Source organism: Geodermatophilus sp. SYSU D00965, from assembly GCF_054050075.1.
This window is the reverse complement of sequence record NZ_JBJGYQ010000001.1, coordinates 255,971-272,101: the sequence shown is the minus strand read 5'-3', so window position 1 is coordinate 272,101 and position 16,131 is coordinate 255,971. Positions and strand designations below refer to the sequence as shown.

The 16,131-nt window shown below is 75.2% G+C and carries 14 protein-coding genes; 10 read left to right on the top strand and 4 right to left on the bottom strand.

Features of this window, described 5'->3' with window-relative positions; translation table 11 throughout:
* Nucleotides 1-25 precede the first annotated feature (25 nt).
* Together ACI789_RS01305 and ACI789_RS01300 are read left to right on the top strand one after the other, a co-directional pair.
* Nucleotides 26-1,474, top strand: coding sequence for an aldehyde dehydrogenase family protein (locus ACI789_RS01305; RefSeq protein ID WP_457006336.1), 1,449 nt, complete (start codon nt 26-28; stop codon nt 1,472-1,474).
* A 95-nt stretch (nt 1,475-1,569) separates the two neighbouring features.
* Nucleotides 1,570-2,262 carry an IclR family transcriptional regulator gene (locus ACI789_RS01300; RefSeq protein ID WP_457006335.1) on the top strand — a complete coding sequence of 231 codons (693 nt, stop codon included), beginning with the start codon at nt 1,570-1,572 and terminating at the stop codon, nt 2,260-2,262.
* Nucleotides 2,263-2,275: 13 nt separating this feature from the next.
* Here the strand turns inward: ACI789_RS01300 and ACI789_RS01295 are convergent, their stop codons facing one another.
* Together ACI789_RS01295 and ACI789_RS01290 are read right to left on the bottom strand one after the other, a co-directional pair.
* Nucleotides 2,276-3,694 carry an amidase gene (locus ACI789_RS01295; RefSeq protein ID WP_457006334.1) on the bottom strand — a complete coding sequence of 473 codons (1,419 nt, stop codon included), beginning with the start codon at nt 3,692-3,694 and terminating at the stop codon, nt 2,276-2,278.
* 28 nt (nt 3,695-3,722) lie between these two features.
* Nucleotides 3,723-5,057 (bottom strand): MFS transporter, encoded by a 1,335-nt coding sequence (locus tag ACI789_RS01290; protein WP_457006333.1) that lies wholly within the window; start codon nt 5,055-5,057, stop codon nt 3,723-3,725.
* A gap of 114 nt (nt 5,058-5,171) precedes the next feature.
* Between ACI789_RS01290 and ACI789_RS01285 the strand changes: the two genes are divergently transcribed.
* Nucleotides 5,172-6,185, top strand: a complete 1,014-nt coding sequence (locus ACI789_RS01285; protein WP_457006332.1) for an Lrp/AsnC family transcriptional regulator — start codon at nt 5,172-5,174, stop codon at nt 6,183-6,185.
* A 21-nt stretch (nt 6,186-6,206) separates the two neighbouring features.
* Here the strand turns inward: ACI789_RS01285 and ACI789_RS01280 are convergent, their stop codons facing one another.
* Nucleotides 6,207-7,469: an MFS transporter gene (locus ACI789_RS01280; RefSeq protein WP_457006331.1), complete on the bottom strand. Its 1,263-nt coding sequence runs from the start codon at nt 7,467-7,469 to the stop codon at nt 6,207-6,209.
* Nucleotides 7,470-7,593: 124 nt separating this feature from the next.
* Nucleotides 7,594-7,953, bottom strand: coding sequence for a hypothetical protein (locus ACI789_RS01275; protein WP_457006330.1), 360 nt, complete (start codon nt 7,951-7,953; stop codon nt 7,594-7,596).
* Nucleotides 7,954-8,063: 110 nt separating this feature from the next.
* Between ACI789_RS01275 and ACI789_RS01270 the strand changes: the two genes are divergently transcribed.
* The 7 genes from ACI789_RS01270 to ACI789_RS01240 all read left to right on the top strand — a co-directional run bounded on the left by ACI789_RS01270 (nt 8,064) and on the right by ACI789_RS01240 (nt 16,127).
* On the top strand, nt 8,064-10,022 hold the full coding sequence (locus ACI789_RS01270; protein WP_457006329.1) for a primary-amine oxidase: 1,959 nt from the start codon (nt 8,064-8,066) through the stop codon (nt 10,020-10,022).
* Complete coding sequence (locus tag ACI789_RS01265; RefSeq protein ID WP_457006328.1) at nt 10,015-11,466, top strand: APC family permease; 1,452 nt, start codon at nt 10,015-10,017, stop codon at nt 11,464-11,466. Before ACI789_RS01270 ends, ACI789_RS01265 begins: the two co-directional genes overlap by 8 nt.
* 70 nt (nt 11,467-11,536) lie before the next feature.
* Nucleotides 11,537-12,130: a TetR/AcrR family transcriptional regulator gene (locus tag ACI789_RS01260; protein ID WP_457006327.1), complete on the top strand. Its 594-nt coding sequence runs from the start codon at nt 11,537-11,539 to the stop codon at nt 12,128-12,130.
* A 101-nt stretch (nt 12,131-12,231) separates the two neighbouring features.
* Nucleotides 12,232-13,086 carry a 3-hydroxyacyl-CoA dehydrogenase family protein gene (locus ACI789_RS01255; RefSeq protein WP_457006326.1) on the top strand — a complete coding sequence of 285 codons (855 nt, stop codon included), beginning with the start codon at nt 12,232-12,234 and terminating at the stop codon, nt 13,084-13,086.
* Between the two features lie 15 nt (nt 13,087-13,101).
* Nucleotides 13,102-14,427 (top strand): cytochrome P450, encoded by a 1,326-nt coding sequence (locus ACI789_RS01250; protein ID WP_457006325.1) that lies wholly within the window; start codon nt 13,102-13,104, stop codon nt 14,425-14,427.
* Between the two features lie 140 nt (nt 14,428-14,567).
* Nucleotides 14,568-14,975 (top strand): YciI family protein, encoded by a 408-nt coding sequence (locus tag ACI789_RS01245; RefSeq protein ID WP_457006324.1) that lies wholly within the window; start codon nt 14,568-14,570, stop codon nt 14,973-14,975.
* Nucleotides 14,976-14,981: 6 nt separating this feature from the next.
* Entirely contained in the window at nt 14,982-16,127 is a 1,146-nt protein-coding gene (locus tag ACI789_RS01240; protein WP_457006323.1) for an RNA polymerase sigma factor, read from the top strand.
* Nucleotides 16,128-16,131 lie beyond the last annotated feature (4 nt).

Below are 16,131 nucleotides of genomic sequence, written 5' to 3'. Positions count from 1 at the left end.
TCCTCCCTCCGATCGAAAGGCGACGATGACCACCCCCACCGGAAGCGAGCCCGGGACCCCCACGCCGGAGACGCCGACCTACGACGACCTGCTGGCCGCCGTCACCGACCCCGGCGGCCGCGAGGTCCTCGACCCCGCGACGGGAGAGGTCGTCGGCCGCGCTCCGGTCCGCTCCGTCGAGGACCTCGACGCCGCCGTCGCCCGTGCCCGCGCCGCGCAGCCGGCCTGGGCGGCCCGTCCCGACGCCGACCGCATCGAGCTGCTCCTGCGCGCGGCGGACGCGGTCGAGGCGGCCGCCGAACCGCTCGCCGAGCTGCTCTCCCGGGAGCAGGGCAAGCCGCTCAACGGCCCGAACGCCCGCTTCGAGGTCGGCGCGTGCGCCGCGTGGCTGCGCGCCACCGCGGCCACCGAGCTCCCCGGCGGGACCGTGGTGGACGACGGCCAGACCCACGCCGAGCTGCACTACCGCCCCGTCGGCGTGGTCGGCGCGATCGGCCCGTGGAACTGGCCGATGATGATCACGATCTGGCAGGTCGCCCCCGCGCTGCGGATGGGCAACACCGTGGTGGTCAAGCCCTCGGAGCACACCCCGCTCTCCGTCCTGGCCCTCGTCGAGGTCCTGAACGGCGTGCTGCCCGCCGACGTGCTGAGCGTCGTCGCCGGCGAGCGGGAGGTGGGTGCCCGCCTGTCGGCCCACCCCGGCGTGGACAAGCTGGTGTTCACCGGCTCCACCGCGACCGGGCAGGCGATCATCCGCAGCTCCGCCGACACCGTGAAGCGGCTGACCCTGGAGCTCGGCGGCAACGACGCCGGCATCGTGCTGCCCGACGTCGACCCGCGCGCGATCGCGCAGGACCTGTTCTGGGGCGCGTTCATCAACACCGGCCAGACGTGCGCGGCGCTCAAGCGGCTGTACGTGCACAACGACGTCTACGACGAGGTGTGCGCGGCGCTGGTCGAGGTCGCGAAGGCGATGCCGATGGGCCGAGGGCTCGACGAGCAGAACGTGCTCGGCCCGCTGCAGAACCGCGCGCAGTACGAGATCGTCGCGCGGCTGGTCGACGCCGCGCGCGAGGCCGGCGCGAAGGTCCTCCTCGGCGGCGACCCCGACCCCGACGCGCCCGGCCACTTCTACCCGACCACGATCGTGGCCGACGTCGACGACGACAACCCGCTGGTGGCCGAGGAGCAGTTCGGTCCGGCCCTGCCGATCGTGCGGTACGAGGACGTCGACGACGCCGTCGGCATGGCCAACGCGCTCGACGTCGGCCTGGGCGCCTCGGTCTGGAGCAGCGACCGGGAGGCGGCGCGCGCCGTGGCCGCCCGGCTCGAGGCCGGCACCGTCTGGATCAACGCCCACGGCGGCGTGCACCCGATGATCCCGTTCGGCGGGGTCAAGAAGTCCGGCTACGGGCTGGAGTTCGGCGTCGAGGGCCTCAAGGCGGTGGCCGTGCCGCAGGTGGTCAACGGCTGAGGGCCCGGCACCGCCCCGCCGTCCGGACCCCACCCGGGCGGCGGGGCGGAGCCGCGTCCGTAGGGTGGTGCCGACCGGCACGGGAGGGGGTGGCGATGGTGGCGGACGAGGGTGCGAGCACGCCGCAGTCGCAGACGCTCGACCGCGGCCTCCGGGTCCTCGAGCACCTGGCCGCCGCCGGGCGGCCGCAGCCGATCGCGGAGATCGGGCAGGCGCTGGGGCTGCACCGGTCGATCACCTACCGGCTGCTGCGCACGCTGGAGGACCACCAGCTCGTCGAGCGCGACGCCGTCGGACACTTCTCGCTCGGGCTCGGGGTGGCCGCGCTGGCCCGCGGCGTGCGGACCGGGCTGCAGGCCGCCGCGCTCCCCCGGCTCAACGAGCTCGTCGCGGAGCTGGGCATGACCGCCTTCCTGGTCGTGCGCACCGGCGACGAGGCGGTGACGGTGACCAGCGTCGAGCCCCACGACTCCCCGGCGCACGTCACCTACCGCCCGGGCACCCGGCACCCCGTCGGCCGCGGCGCCCCGGGCCTCGCGCTGCTGGTCCCGGAGCCGCCGTCCCCCGACGACCGGCCGGAGCTCGCCGCGGCCCGCCGCACCGGCTGGGCGACGTCGCGGGGCGAGGTCATCCCCGGCATGCACTCGGTCGCCGCCCCCGTCCTGGGGCCCGACGGCGGGGCCCGCGCGGCGCTGGCCGTCGTCTACGTCGACGACACGATCGACGTCGACCGGGTGGGCCGGGCCGTGGCCGCTGCCGCGGCGAAGGTCGCCGCCGCCCTCCGCTGACCGCCGCCCCGGCTCACCCGACGAGCGGCGGGCGCAACCGGCCGTGCCCGGTCGCCTGCTCGAACGCGTGCGCGACCTCGAGGACCCGCCGGTCGGCCCGCGGCGGCCCGACGACCTGCAGGCCCACGGGGAGCCCCTCGGGCGTGAACCCGCCCGGCACGCTCACCGCAGGGCACCCGGTGGCCGAGATCAGCGAGCAGGAGCGCATCCACTCCAGGTAGTCGCCCATCGGCCGGCCGTCCACCTGCGTGGGGTGCTCGAGGTCGACGTCGAAGGGCAGCACCTGGGTGGTCGGCGCGAGGAGGACGTCGTACTCCGCGAAGAACGCGACCACCTGCTGGTGCAGCCGGGTGTGCGCCAGCTCGGCCCGGCCGACGTCCTCGGCGGTGAGCCGGAACCCGCGCTCGACGTTCCACCGCACGGTCTCCTTGACCCGGTCCGGGTGCCGGCGGACGGCGTCGCCGAGGGTCGTGGCGAAGTGCCAGGCGCGCAGGACGTCGAAGGTCTCGCCGGCGCCGGCGAGGTCGGGGCAGGCCTCGGTGACCTCGGCGCCGAGGTCCTCGAAGGTCTTGCCCTGCGGGGTGAGGACGGCGGTGACCGCGGGGTCCACCGGGATGCGGCCGCCGAGGTCGGGCGCCCACGCCACGCGCAGCCCCCGCAGGTCGGTGTCGAGAGCTCCGAGGAACGACGACCCGGGCTGCTCCAGCGACAGCGGTGCCCGCGGGTCGGGGCCCGCGACGACCGACAGCAGCAGCGCCACGTCGGCGACGGTGCGGCCCATCGGGCCCTGGACGCCGAGGGTCTGCCAGCCGAGCCCGGTCGGGACCATCGGCACCCGCCCCGGGGTGGGCCGCAGCCCGACGACGTTGCAGAACGCCGCGGGGTTGCGCAACGAACCGCCCATGTCGCTGCCCTCGGCGAGCGGCACCAGCCCCGCGGCGAGCGCGGCGGCCGCTCCCCCGCTCGACCCGCCGGCGCTGCGCCGCAGGTCGTAGGGGTTGCGCGTGGGCCCGAACAGCGGGTTGGTGGTGTGCGAGCCCGCGGCCCACTCAGGGACGTTGGTCTTGCCGACCCGGACCGCGCCGGCGTCCCGGATGCGCGCGACGACCAGCTCGTCCTCGGCCGGCACGGAGTCGGCCATGAGCGGCGATCCCCACGTCGTCCGCATCCCCGCGGTGGCGTGGGTGTCCTTGTGCGCCACCGCCAGGCCGTGCAGCGGCCCGACCGGTCCCCCCGCGGCGAGCCGCCGGTCGGCCTCCCGTGCCGCGGCGCGGGCCGCGTCGTCGTCCCGGGTCACGATGGCGTTGACCAGCGGGTCGAGCCGGTCGATCCGCGCCAGGTGCGCCTCCAGCAGCTCGACGGCCGAGACCTCGCGGCGGCGGACCAGGGCCGCCTGCGCGACGGCGGACAGGGTGCACAGCTCCTCGGACACGGTCGGTCCTCCTCTCGATCGGTCCGGCTCAGGACAGCTCGGTGCCGCGGGTCTCGCGGGTACGCCAGACGGTCAGCAGCGTGACCACCCCGAGGACGACCACGTAGCCGGTGAACAGGTCCTCCTGCCCGCGGCTGCCCAGCCACGTCTGCAGGTAGGGCGCCGTCCCGCCGGTCAGCGCGACGGCGATCGAGTACGGGATCGCCATGCCCGACGCCCGGACCCGCGTCGGGAACAGCTCGGCGAACCACGCGGGCACCATCGAGGCGCTGGACGCCAGGACGACGAGGGCCAGCGACATCGCGACGCCCAGCTGCCAGGCCTCGTCCTGGATCAGCGCGGTGAGCGGGAAGGCCAGGACGACGGTGCCGATCCCGAAGACGAACCCGTTGGGCCGGCGTCCCCACCGGTCCGACAGCGCGCCCCACAGCGGGAGGACGGCGAGGAAGACGACGTTGGCCACCACCCCGGCCCACAGCGCCTTGCCGGGGTCGATGCCCTTCACGCCGATGGCGTAGGCGGGGGCCGCGACCGCCCACGTGTAGTAGAAGACCGTCCCGCCGACGGTCAGGCCGATGACCCGCAGGGCAGCCCAGCGGTGCGCCCACACGCCGGTCAGCAGCGATGGGGACGACGGCGCCTCGGCGGGGACCGCGGTCCGGGCGCGCTCCTGCTGAAAGGCGTCGGTCTCGGCCAGTGAGCGGCGCAGCCAGAGGGCGTAGCCGCCCAGCGCGGCCCCGACGAGGAACGGGATGCGCCAGCCCCACGACGCCATCGCCTCCGGCGACACCGTGCTGGTCAGCACCGCACCGATCAGCGTGGCCGCCAGCGTGCCGGTGGTGATCGCCACGTACATCGTCGAGGCCCACAGTCCACGGCGCCGGGCCGGCGCCATCTCGGCCAGGTACGTGTGCGACGAGCCGATCTCGCCGCCGTGGGCCAGGCCCTGCACGCAGCGCGCCAGGAGCAGCAGTGCCGGCGCCGCGACGCCGATGGCCTCGTGGGTCGGGGCCAGGCCGATGACCAGGCTGCCGGCGGCGCACAGCACCATGGCGTGGGCCATGGCCGTCTTCCGCCCGCGCCGGTCGGCGAGCCAGCCGAAGACGAACCCGCCGAGCGGCCGCATGAGGAACCCGACGGCGAAGACGCCCAGCGTGGCCAGCAGCGCCGAGACGGGGTCGGTGGGTGCGAAGAACTGCGCGGCGAAGAACGGCGCGAAGATCGCGTAGACGCTCCAGTCGTACCACTCCAGGGCGTTGCCGATGCCGGTGGCGGCGAGGACGCGGCGACGGCTCGACGAGCGGGCCGGCGGGTCGGCCGGATGCCGGGGACCCCCGGTCCCGACGGCGGCGGGTGCGGCCATGACTCCTCCTGGGGACGACGACCTGAGTGCGAACTGGGTCACAGAGTCCGGCCGGGCCACGGACATCGGCAACGGTCTTGTCGCCACTGACGGAATCGGCCAGGCTCCTGGCGCATGACGACACCTCCGGGGCCGCTCACGCCGCTGGACCGGCGCATCGTCGGCGCGCTGCAGGTCGACGGGCGGGCGTCCTGGCGGCAGATCGCCGCGGTGCTGGGCGAGCCCGAGCGCACCGTGGCCCGCCGCGGGGCCCGGCTGGTCGAGGAGGGCTGGGTGGTGGTCACCGCGCTGCCGGCGCGGACGCGGATCGGCGCGGGTGACCCGTGGGTCCTGCGGGCGCAGTGCGCGCCCGGGACGGCGCGGCTGGCGGCCGGGGCGCTGGCGCGGCGGCGGGACTCGATCTTCACCTACCTCGTGACCGGCACGTCCGACGTCGTGGCCGAGGTGGTCTGCCGCGACGAGCACGTCGCCGCGCTCACCCTGGAGGAGCTGCCCGCCGTCCCGGGGCTGGGGCGGGTGAGCAGCGCGCCCGTGCTGCGCTACCACCGGACCGTGCACGACTGGATGCCGGACCTGCTGGCCCCGGACGAGCGGGCGGCGCTCGCCCGCGACGTCCCCGACATCCCCCTCTCCGGCGCCGCCCCGAGGGTGGCGCTGAGCGGCGTGGACCGGCTCCTGCTGCGGGCACTCGCGGAGGACGGGCGGCGGACCAGCGACGAGCTGTCGCGGCTGTGCGGGGTGTCCGAGGCGACGGTGCGGCGGCGGATCGAGGGCCTGCGCTCCGACGGCGTCGTCTACTTCCGCGCCGTCGTCGAGCCCGCGCTGCTGGGGCTGCCGGTCGAGGCCCTGGTGTGGCTGCGCACCGCTCCCGGCCGGGTCGACGAGCTGGGCCGGGCGCTCGCCGCGGCGTCGTCGGTCCGGTACGCCGCGGAGCTCGCCGGCGAGTGGTCCTTCCTCGTCGACGTCGCGGCCCCGGACAAGGCGGCCCTGCGGGAGCTGGTCACGACCTCCCCCTGGTCGGCGTCCGTGACGGCCCTGGAGGTCTCGGTCGTCGTGGAGTCGCTCAAGCGCAGCGCTGTGCTCGCGTCCCGGCTCCGCGCCACCGGCGACCGGGACGACGTCGGCTGACCGCCCGGGCACCGGGCCGGGTCACAGGCCCGCCGAGCTCGGCACGCGCCCCCCGGAGGGGCCGAGCGGTCTCTCCAGCCGCCGGTACGCCAGGCCCCCGAGCACGGCGAGGGCGGCGAGACCGCACAGCGTCGCCGGACGGCCCGCCCACGAGGCCACCGCCGCGTCGACCGCGACCGCGAGGGGCGGTCCTCCGAGCTGGCCGATGCTCGAGCCCTGCATCAGCAGGCCCACGGACGCCCCCGCCGACGCGGTGCCGGCGGAGATCGCGGCCACCCCGCTGAAGGCGGCGGCCGGGACCAGACCGGCGGTCGCGGAGAACGCCAGGGCCGAGGCGATGCGCACACCGAGCGGCAGGCCGGCGTCCAGCACCCCCCACACGGCCACCCCCATGCAGGCGCTGCCGGTCACCAGCAGCCGGCCGCGCGGCACCCCCCGGTGGAGGAGGACCGCACCGAGCACGTTGCCGGGGGCGTTGACCAGGAAGACCAGGGCGCTGACCAGGCCCGCGGAGGCCAGCGACAGCCCGCCGTCGTCGACGAGCACGGCGGGCAGCAGCCCGACGACCGCGAGGTACTGCCCGGCGTAGAGCCCGAAGACCGCCGCGAGGCAGAGGACCCCCGGCGACCGGAGAGCCCGCGCCAGACCGCCGCGCGCCGGCTGGCGGGCCCGGGTCGGGGGCACCCACCGGACCACGGCCAGCAGGACGCACGCGGCCAGGACCGCGTCGACCAGCCAGGTGCCCCGCCACCCCACGAGCGCGACCCCACCGGGCACGAGCAGCGTGGCCAGCCCGGCACCGACCGGCATGTAGGCGCCCCAGGCACCGACGACCAGTCGGCGGTGCACCGGCGCGGAGACCTCCAGGAGCAGCGCGGGAGCGGCGAGGACGACGAGCACCAGCCCCAGGCCCTCGGCGGCCCGGGCGGCCAGCAGCCACCCGCTCGACGGGACGAGTGCTCCTCCGGCGCTGGCGAGCAGGATCGCGAGCAACCCGAGCAGGACCTGACGGCGGAACCCGAGCGCCTGCCCGAGCCACCCCAGGACGGCGCCCACCACCGCGCCGATGGCGCTGACCACGGAGAGGAACCACGCCGCTGCGGCCGGGCTGAGGCCGAACTCGTCCTGCAGGACGGGCAGCGCGGCGGACGCCTTGCCGATCTGGGCCGCGGCGACCACCCCGGCGGCCATCAGGCTCAGCACGGCCGCCCAGCGCGTCCCGTCCCCGGCGCTCCGCTCCGCGACCGCCGCCGCCGACGTCGACCTGCTCGACCGAAGCGCCACCGCTCCACCCCCGTGCTCGGACCCCGGCCCTCCTCTGTACCGGATGAGCCGGCCCCCCGTTGCGCCGGGCTCGGGTGCGGCGCGGACCGCGCCGGCGGTCGGGTGCGGCGCGGGCCGCGACCGGTCAGGTCACCACCCGACGCGCCCGGGCACCCAGCACCAGCGCCCACGCGGCCAGCGCCAGCCCGGCGGCGGGGACGACGACCAGCGCGACGCCTAGTGACCCGTGCCCCGCGCCGTGGTGGCCGGCCGGCACCAGCGGGTGGGCGCCGAGCATGGCCGCGGACACGACGGCGGTCTGCAGCCACGCCCGCCGGCAGGGCAGCAGCGCGAGGTGCACGGCACACGGCAGGCAGGCCGCGCCCATGCCGAGCAGCACCACCACCTGCACCGACGACGGCGTCCCGCCGGTGGCCAGGGCGAGCACGTGCACCGCGGCGGAGGCCATCGCCACCAGGACCGCGCACCAGCGCAGCGGAGCCAACCACGGAGCTGCCTTCGTATGTGGAACACGGGCTTCACATATCGAGACACCGGCTGTAACTTGGGTCACGCAGTCTTTCTACACCCGTAGAATCAAAACAGGGAGCCCCCATGGCCGCACCCGCCGTGCCGTCCACCGCGACCCACCCCCTCGAGCAGCTCGCCGCCGACGAGGTCGCCACCGCCCGCGAGGTCCTGACCGACGCCGGGCTGGTCGCCGACACGACCCGCTTCGTCTACGTCGGCCTCGAGGAGCCGGACAAGGCGGCGCTGTCCGCCGGCGCGCCCGTCGACCGCCGGGTCCGGGTGCTGCTGCACGACGTGTCGCGGCCCGACGCCCACGACGTCGTCGTCTCGGTGACCTGCCGCGAGGTCGTCTCCGACCGCGCCCTCGACGCCGCCACCGACGGGCAGCTGCCGGTGCTCGACGAGGAGTTCGCCCTCGTCGAGGAGGTCCTCGCCACCGACGAGCGCTGGCTGACCGCCCTGGCCGCGCGCGGTCTCGACGTCGCCGACGTGCGCGTGGCGCCGCTGTCGGCCGGCGTCTTCGAGTACCCGGAGGAGACCGGCCGGCGCATCCTGCGCGGCCTGGCCTTCCGCCAGGACTCCCCCGAGGACCACCCCTGGGCGCACCCGATCGACGGGCTGGTCGCCTACGTCGACGTCATGCACCGGACCGTCGACCAGGTCGTCGACCTCGGCCCGGTGCCGGTCCCCGAGGAGCACGGCAACTTCACCGACCCGTCCCTCACCGGCCCGCTGCGCACGACGCAGAAGCCGATCGAGATCACCCAGCCCGAGGGGCCGAGCTTCACCCTCGACGGCAACCTGCTCGCCTGGGAGAAGTGGCAGCTGCGGGTCGGCTTCGACGCCCGCGAGGGGCTGACCCTGCACCAGGTCGGCTTCGAGGACGGCGGCCGGCTGCGGCCGGTCGTCCACCGCGCCTCGATCGCCGAGATGGTCGTCCCCTACGCCGACCCCTCCCCCGTCCGGTCGTGGCAGAACTACTTCGACACCGGCGAGTACCTGGTCGGCCGCTACGCCAACGCCCTCGAGCTCGGCTGCGACTGCCTCGGCGACATCACCTACATGGACGCGGTGATCGCCGACGAGCGCGGCAACCCTCAGGTGCTGCGCAACGCGATCTGCATGCACGAGGAGGACTTCGGGATCCTCTGGAAGCACACCGACCTGTGGGCCGGGTCCTCCGAGACCCGCCGCCAGCGCCGCATGGTGATCAGCTTCTTCACCACGATCGGCAACTACGACTACGGCTTCTACTGGTACCTCTACCTCGACGGCACCATCGGCTTCGAGGTCAAGGCCACCGGGATCGTCTTCACCTCCGCCCACCCCGGTGCGGGCTACCCGTACGCCTCGGAGATCGCACCGGGTCTCGGCGCCCCCTTCCACCAGCACCTGTTCAGCGCCCGGCTGGACATGGCCGTCGACGGCCCGACGAACACCGTCGAGGAACTCGACTTCGTCCGCGTCCCGATGGGCCCGGACAACCCGCGGGGCAACGCCTTCGCCCAGCGGCGGACGGCGCTGCGCCGCGAGTCCGAGGCGCAGCGGATGGCCGACCAGTCGGTGGGCCGGGTGTGGCACATCAGCAACCCGAACAGCCGCAACCGCCTCGGCGAGCCGGTCGCCTACGCGCTGCTGCCCGAGGGCCAGCCGCCGCTGCTGGCCGACCCGGACAGCTCCATCGCCCGCCGCGCCGGCTTCGCCACCAAGCACCTGTGGGTCACCCGGCACGATCCCGCCGAGCGCTACGCGGCCGGCGACTTCGTCAACCAGCACCCGGGCGGGGCCGGCCTGCCCGGGTACGTCGCCGCCGACCGCGACCTCGAGGGCACCGACCTCGTCGTGTGGCACACCTTCGGCCTCACCCACGTCCCCCGGCCCGAGGACTGGCCGATCATGCCCGTGGACCACACGGGCTTCCGGCTCAAGCCGGTCGGCTTCTTCGACCGCAACCCCACCCTCGACGTCCCGCCCAACGCCAGTGCCCACTGCCGCTCCCGGTCCACCGGCGGCTCGACCGAGGGCGGTTCCTGCCATGAGTGAGCTCTCCTCCACCGCGCCGGCTCCCGCCCCTGCTCCCGAGGAGCCCGCGGGCGGTCGCGGCCTGCGCGGCTCGATCGGCGTCGTCGGCATCGTCTTCCTGGTCGTCGCGGCGGCCGCACCGCTCACCTCGATCGGCGGCGCGCTGCCGGTCATGCTCGCGATCGGCAACGGCCCCGGCAGCCCGATGGCCTACGTCGTCGCCGCCGTCGTCCTGCTGCTGTTCAGCGTCGGCTACGCGGCGATGAGCCGGCACGTCGTGGACGCCGGCGCCTTCTACGCCTACGTCAGCAAGGGGCTCGGCAGGTCCACCGGCGTCGGCGCCGCGGGCCTGGCGCTGCTCACCTACACCGCCATCCAGGCGGCGATCTACGGCCTGGCCGGCGCCACCGCGGAGGGCCTGGTCGTCCGGTACGGCGGCCCGGACCTGCCGTGGTGGGTCTGGTCGCTGGTGCTCATGGCGGTCGTCGGCCTGCTGGGCTACCGGAACATCGACGTGGGCGCCAAGGTCCTCGGCGTCCTGCTCACCCTGGAGATCGGCGTCATCGCCGTGGTGGCCGTCGCGGTGCTGGCGCAGGGCGGCGCCGACGGGATCGACGTGCGGTCGTTCGCGCCCTCGGAGTTCTTCTCCGGCGCGCCGGGCATCAGCATCGTGTTCGCGATCGCGTCGTTCATCGGCTTCGAGGCCACCGCCATCTACGGCGAGGAGGCCCGCAACCCGCGCCGGACGGTGCCCCTGGCCACCTACGTGGCGGTGGTCCTCATCGGCGGCTTCTACGCGCTGGCCAGCTGGGCGATCGTGCTGGCGTTCGGCACCGACGGCGTGGTCGCGGCGGCCCAGGCTGACACCGCGGGGCTGGTGTTCAGCGCGACCGCCGAGTACCTGAGCCCGGCCGTCGCCGACGCCATGGTCGTGCTGCTGCTGACCAGTCTGTTCGCCGCGCTGCTGGCGTTCCACAACGCCATCTCGCGGTACCTGTTCGCGCTGGGCCGGCAGGGCGTCGCGCCGGGTGGGCTCGGCCGCACGCACGCCCGGCACGCCTCGCCGCACGTCGGCTCGCTGGTGCAGACGGCGACCGCGTTCGTGGTCGTGGCGGTCTTCGCCGTGGCCGGGTCGGACCCGGTGCTGCAGCTGTTCACCTGGATGTCGGGCCTGGCGACGGTGAGCGTCCTGCTGCTCATGGTGCTGACCAGCGTGGCGGTGCTGGCGTTCTTCGCCCGCAGCCGGGTGGACGGCCGCCTGTGGCACACCCGCGTCGCCCCCGTGCTCGGCACCCTCGGCCTGCTGGGCATCGTCGGCCTCGTGCTGGCCAACTTCACCACGCTCATCAGTGGGGACGCCGTCCTGGCCACGGTGCTGCTGGCCGTCATCGCCGCCGCGTTCGCCGCCGGGGTGGCCGTCGCGCTGGTGCGCCGGCCGCAGCAGGCCGCGGCCGCCGACCGCTGACGCCCGGCGCCGGGCTCCCGCCGTCCCATCGGTCAGACTCGGACGTCGCCGACGAGAGGACGGGAGCCCGGTGCCGAAGCTGGTGGACCACGAGGCCAAGCGCCGCGAGATCCTCGAGGTGACCTGGCGGCTCATGGCCACGCAGGGGGCCGACGCCGCCACCATGCGGGAGATCGCCCGCGCCGCGGGGTACGCCAACGGCGCGCTGGCCTACTACTTCGCCAACAAGAACGAGCTGATCGAGGCCGCGTACGGCTACGTCTTCGACCGCACCAACGAGCGGATCCGGGCGGCGGTCGAGGGCGAGCGCGGCGTGGCGGCCCTGCGCGCCTTCTTCGTCGAGGTCCTGCCGACGACGGAGCTCACCCGACTCGAGGCCCGGATCGTCCTGCCGTTCTGGAGCCGCACCGTCACCGACGACCGCCTCGCCGGCATCAGCGACGCCGCCATGCAGACCTGGCGCCGTGACCTGTGCGCCCTGCTCGCCCAGGGCCGGGAGGACGGCGACGTCACGGTCGCCACGCCGGACGACGTCCTCGCCGAGCAGCTGCTGGCCATGGCCATGGGACTGCAGGTCCTCGCCCTGCTGCCCACCGGCCCCACCGCCGCCGACACCCAGCTGCGGATGCTCGACGACTCCCTGGCGCGGCTGCGCGCCGGCTGAGCCGGGGGTTGCCCGGAGCCCCGACCGTGCGCGAGACTTCCCGGGACGAATTACTGAACGATCGGTCGGGAACTCGGCGTGCGGCGCCGCGAGGAGGACACATGAGCAGCGTCCCCGCCCGGGTGGGCGTCATCGGCGGCGGCCGCATGGGTGCCGGCATCGCGCAGGTGTTCCTCGCCGCCGGGGCGCAGGTCGCCGTGGTCGAGGCCGGCGAGGAGGCCGCGGCGGCCGCCCGCGGGCGCGTGGCCGAGGGGCTCGAGGAGGCGGCCCGGCGCGGCAAGCTCGCCGACGACGTCGCGGCCGTCCTCGGCCGGCTGACCCTGCTGGACTCCCCCGCCGACCTCGATCGGGACACCGACCTGGTGATCGAGGCCGTTCCCGAGCGGGCCGACCTCAAGGCCGAGGTGCTGGGCGCGGCGGCGGCCGCCGCCGGTCCCGCCGCCGTGCTGGCGACCAACACCAGCTCGCTGTCGGTGACCGAGCTCGCCGCGGCGCTGGAGCGCCCGGCGCGCTTCCTCGGCCTGCACTTCTTCAACCCGGTGCCGGCGTCGAAGCTGGTGGAGGTCGTCGTCGCGCCGGAGACCGACCCGGTGGTGGTCGACGCCGCCCGCGGCTGGGTGCGGGCCCTGGGCAAGACCGACGTCGTGGTGAAGGACTCCCCCGGCTTCGCCTCCTCCCGGCTCGGCGTCCTGCTGGGCCTGGAGGCGATCCGGATGCTCGAGGAGGGCGTGGCCGACGCCGAGGCGATCGACACCGCGATGGAGCTGGGCTACCGCCACCCGATGGGTCCGCTTCGTTCCACGGACCTGGTCGGCCTCGACGTCCGGCTGGCGATCGCCGAGTACCTGCACCGGACCCTCGGTGAGCGGTTCGCCCCACCGCAGCTGCTCCGTGACAAGGTCGCGGCCGGGGAGCTCGGCCGCAAGACCGGCAAGGGTTTCCACACGTACTCCTAGACCCCAGGAGCGGACATGGCCTCAGCGGCGCTGGACACCGCCGTCCTCGTCGACCCGGCGACCTACGAGGAGGGGCCGCCGTTCGAGCTGCTGCGCCGACTGCGGGCCGAGGCGCCGGTGACCTGGGTCGAGGAGCCCGCGCTGCACGGTCAGCCGGCCGGTCCGGGGTTCTGGTTGGTGCTGCGGCACGCCGACGTCGAGCGGGTGCTCCGCGACCCGGCGACGTTCTCCTCGTGGCTGGGCGCCACCCAGGTGCGCGACGCCGCGGACCTCGCCTGGGTGCGCCGGATGATGCTCAACATGGACCCGCCGGACCACTCCCGGCTCCGGCGGCTGCTCACCCGCTCCTTCACGCCACGGGCCGTGGCGGCGCTGAGCGAGGCCATCCAGGCGACGGCGGCGGGGCTGGTCGACCGGATGGTGGACGGCGCGGCCGAGGGCCGGTGCGACTTCGCCAAGGACGTCGCCGCGGACCTCCCGCTGCTCACCCTCGCCGACGTCCTCGGGGTGCCGGCCGAGGACCGCTGGCTGATGTTCGACTGGTCCAACCGGGTCATCGGCTGGCAGGACCCCGACTACGCCACGTCGTCGCACTTCGACGGCACCGGCGGGACGGCGATGGCCCGGGCGGCCGTCGCGCTGCGCCCGGCCCCGGACGCCGACGGACGGATGCCCGACCCGCGCACCCGTGCCGGCATGCCCGACCTCTACGAGTACGCCCGGCTGCTGGCCGAGGAGAAGCGCCGCTCCCCCGGCACCGACGTCATGTCGATCCTGCTCGCCCAGGTCGACGACGAGGGCGGCTCGGTCAGCGACGCCGAGTTCGAGAACACGTTCTGGCTGTTCGCCGTCGCCGGCAACGAGACGCTGCGCAACGGCCTGCCCGGCGGCTTGATCGCGCTGCTGCAGCACCCGGAGGCGCTGGGCGCGCTGCGTGCCGACCCGTCCCTGCTGCCCGGCGCGGTCGACGAGATGCTGCGCTGGTGGACGCCGGTGATGGTGTTCCGGCGCACCGCGACGCGCGACGTCGACCTCGCCGGCGCCCGCATCCGCGCCGGGGACAAGGTGGTCGTGTCGTTCACCTCGGCCAACCGGGACGAGGCGGTGTTCGCCGAGCCGGACACCTTCGACGTCCGCCGCTCCCCCAACCCGCACCTGTCCTTCGGGCACGGCCCGCACTTCTGCCTCGGCGGCCAGCTCGCCCGCGTGCAGATGCGGGCGCTGTTCGGCGAGCTGCTGCGCCGCACGGCCACGCTCGACCTCGACGGTCCACCGGCGCTGCTGCGGTCGAACTTCCAGCGTGGCGTCAAGCGCCTGCCGATCCGCTGGACCGCCGCCTAGCGGAGTGCGGACGGCGAGGATCCCTCGCTCTCCGGACTCCGCTCGAGAATTTTTGCCGGGGGATGTCGAGAACCCGCCTGCGGCTCCGTCCCCCGGGTGCACACGGCCACGATGGGCCGTACCCCACCGAGGAGAACGCGATGGCCAAGTACCTGCTGCTCAAGCACTACCGCGGCGCGCCGGCGGCGGTGAACGACGTGCCGATGGACCAGTGGACGCCGGAGGAGGTCACGGCGCACGTGCAGTACATGCAGGACTTCGCCGCCCGGTTGGAGAGCACCGGCGAGTTCGTCGACGGCCAGGCGCTCTCCCCGGACGGCATGTGGGTCCGCTCCGACGGCGAGGGACGGCCGCCGGTCACCGACGGCCCGTTCGCCGAGACCAAGGACCTCATCGCCGGCTGGATGGTGATCGACGTCGAGACCCGGGAGCGGGCGGTCGAGCTGGCCGGCGAGCTGTCCGCGGCTCCGGGCGCCGGCGGGGAGCCGATCCACGAGTGGCTCGAGGTGCGCCCGTTCCTGGCCGCGCCGCCGACCATCACGGAGTGACGCGCGGTGGATGACGCCCTGCTGCGGGCCCTCATCCCCACCGTGATCGGGATCCTCGGCCGCCGCGGAGCCGACTTCGCGGCGGCCGAGGACGCCGTCCAGGACGCCCTGCTCGAGGCCGTGCGGGTGTGGCCGGACGACCCGCCGCGGGACCCGAGGGGCTGGCTGGTCACCGTGGCCTGGCGCAGGTTCCTCGACGCCACCCGCGCCGACGCCTCCCGGCGGCAGCGCGAGGTCCGCGTCGACAGCGAGCCGGCGCCCGGTCCGGGCGAGGAGGTGGACGATCCGCTCCAGCTCTACTTCCTCTGCGCCCACCCGTCCCTGACCCCGGCCTCGGCGGTCGCGCTCACGCTGCGCGCGGTCGGCGGGCTGACCACGCGGCAGATCGCGCAGGCCTACCTCGTGCCGGAGGCGACCATGGCCCAGCGGATCAGCCGGGCCAAGCGGACCGTCTCCGGTGTCCGCCTCGACCGGCCCGGCGACGTCGGCACGGTGCTGCGGGTGCTCTACCTGGTCTTCAACGAGGGCTACTCGGGCGACGTCGACCTCGCCGCCGAGGCGATCCGGCTCACCCGCCAGCTGGCGGCCCGGATCGACTCCGAGGAGGTGGCGGGACTGCTCGCGCTGATGCTGCTGCACCACGCCCGGCGCCCGGCCCGGACCCGCCCGGACGGCAGCCTCGTGCCCCTCGCCGAGCAGGACCGCAGCCGGTGGGACACCCGCCTCATCGCCGAGGGCGTCGACGTGCTCCAGACCGCGCTCGCCCGCGACCGCCTCGGCGAGTTCCAGGCCCAGGCCGCCATCGCCGCCCTCCACGCCGACGCCCGCACGGCGCAGGAGACCGACTGGGTGCAGATCGTCGAGTGGTACGACGAGCTGGTGCGGCTCACCGACAGCCCGGTCGCCCGCCTCAACCGGGCCGTCGCGGTCGGCGAGGCCGACGGCCCGCGGGCCGGCCTGGCCGCACTGGCCGGGCTCGACCCCGCCCTGCCCCGCCACACCGCGGTCGCCGCGTACCTGCACGAGCGCGCCGGCGACCCGGCGACCGCGGCACGGCTCTACGCCGAGGCCGCCCGGTCGGCGCCCAACCTGCCCGAACGGGACCACCTCACCCGCCAGGCCGCCCGGCTCAACGCCCGGCTGCGCGGCTGAGCGG

What these genes read in the sequence shown, in the direction of transcription:
- ACI789_RS01305 (WP_457006336.1), top strand. Translation starts at nt 26, where the DNA reads ATGACCACCCCCACCGGAAGCGAGCCCGGGACCCCCACGCCGGAGACG.
- ACI789_RS01300 (WP_457006335.1), top strand. Translation starts at nt 1,570, where the DNA reads ATGGTGGCGGACGAGGGTGCGAGCACGCCGCAGTCGCAGACGCTCGAC.
- ACI789_RS01290 (WP_457006333.1), bottom strand. Translation starts at nt 5,057, where the DNA reads ATGGCCGCACCCGCCGCCGTCGGGACCGGGGGTCCCCGGCATCCGGCC.
- ACI789_RS01285 (WP_457006332.1), top strand. Translation starts at nt 5,172, where the DNA reads ATGACGACACCTCCGGGGCCGCTCACGCCGCTGGACCGGCGCATCGTC.
- ACI789_RS01270 (WP_457006329.1), top strand. Translation starts at nt 8,064, where the DNA reads ATGGCCGCACCCGCCGTGCCGTCCACCGCGACCCACCCCCTCGAGCAG.
- ACI789_RS01265 (WP_457006328.1), top strand. Translation starts at nt 10,015, where the DNA reads ATGAGTGAGCTCTCCTCCACCGCGCCGGCTCCCGCCCCTGCTCCCGAG.
- ACI789_RS01255 (WP_457006326.1), top strand. Translation starts at nt 12,232, where the DNA reads ATGAGCAGCGTCCCCGCCCGGGTGGGCGTCATCGGCGGCGGCCGCATG.
- ACI789_RS01250 (WP_457006325.1), top strand. Translation starts at nt 13,102, where the DNA reads ATGGCCTCAGCGGCGCTGGACACCGCCGTCCTCGTCGACCCGGCGACC.
- ACI789_RS01245 (WP_457006324.1), top strand. Translation starts at nt 14,568, where the DNA reads ATGGCCAAGTACCTGCTGCTCAAGCACTACCGCGGCGCGCCGGCGGCG.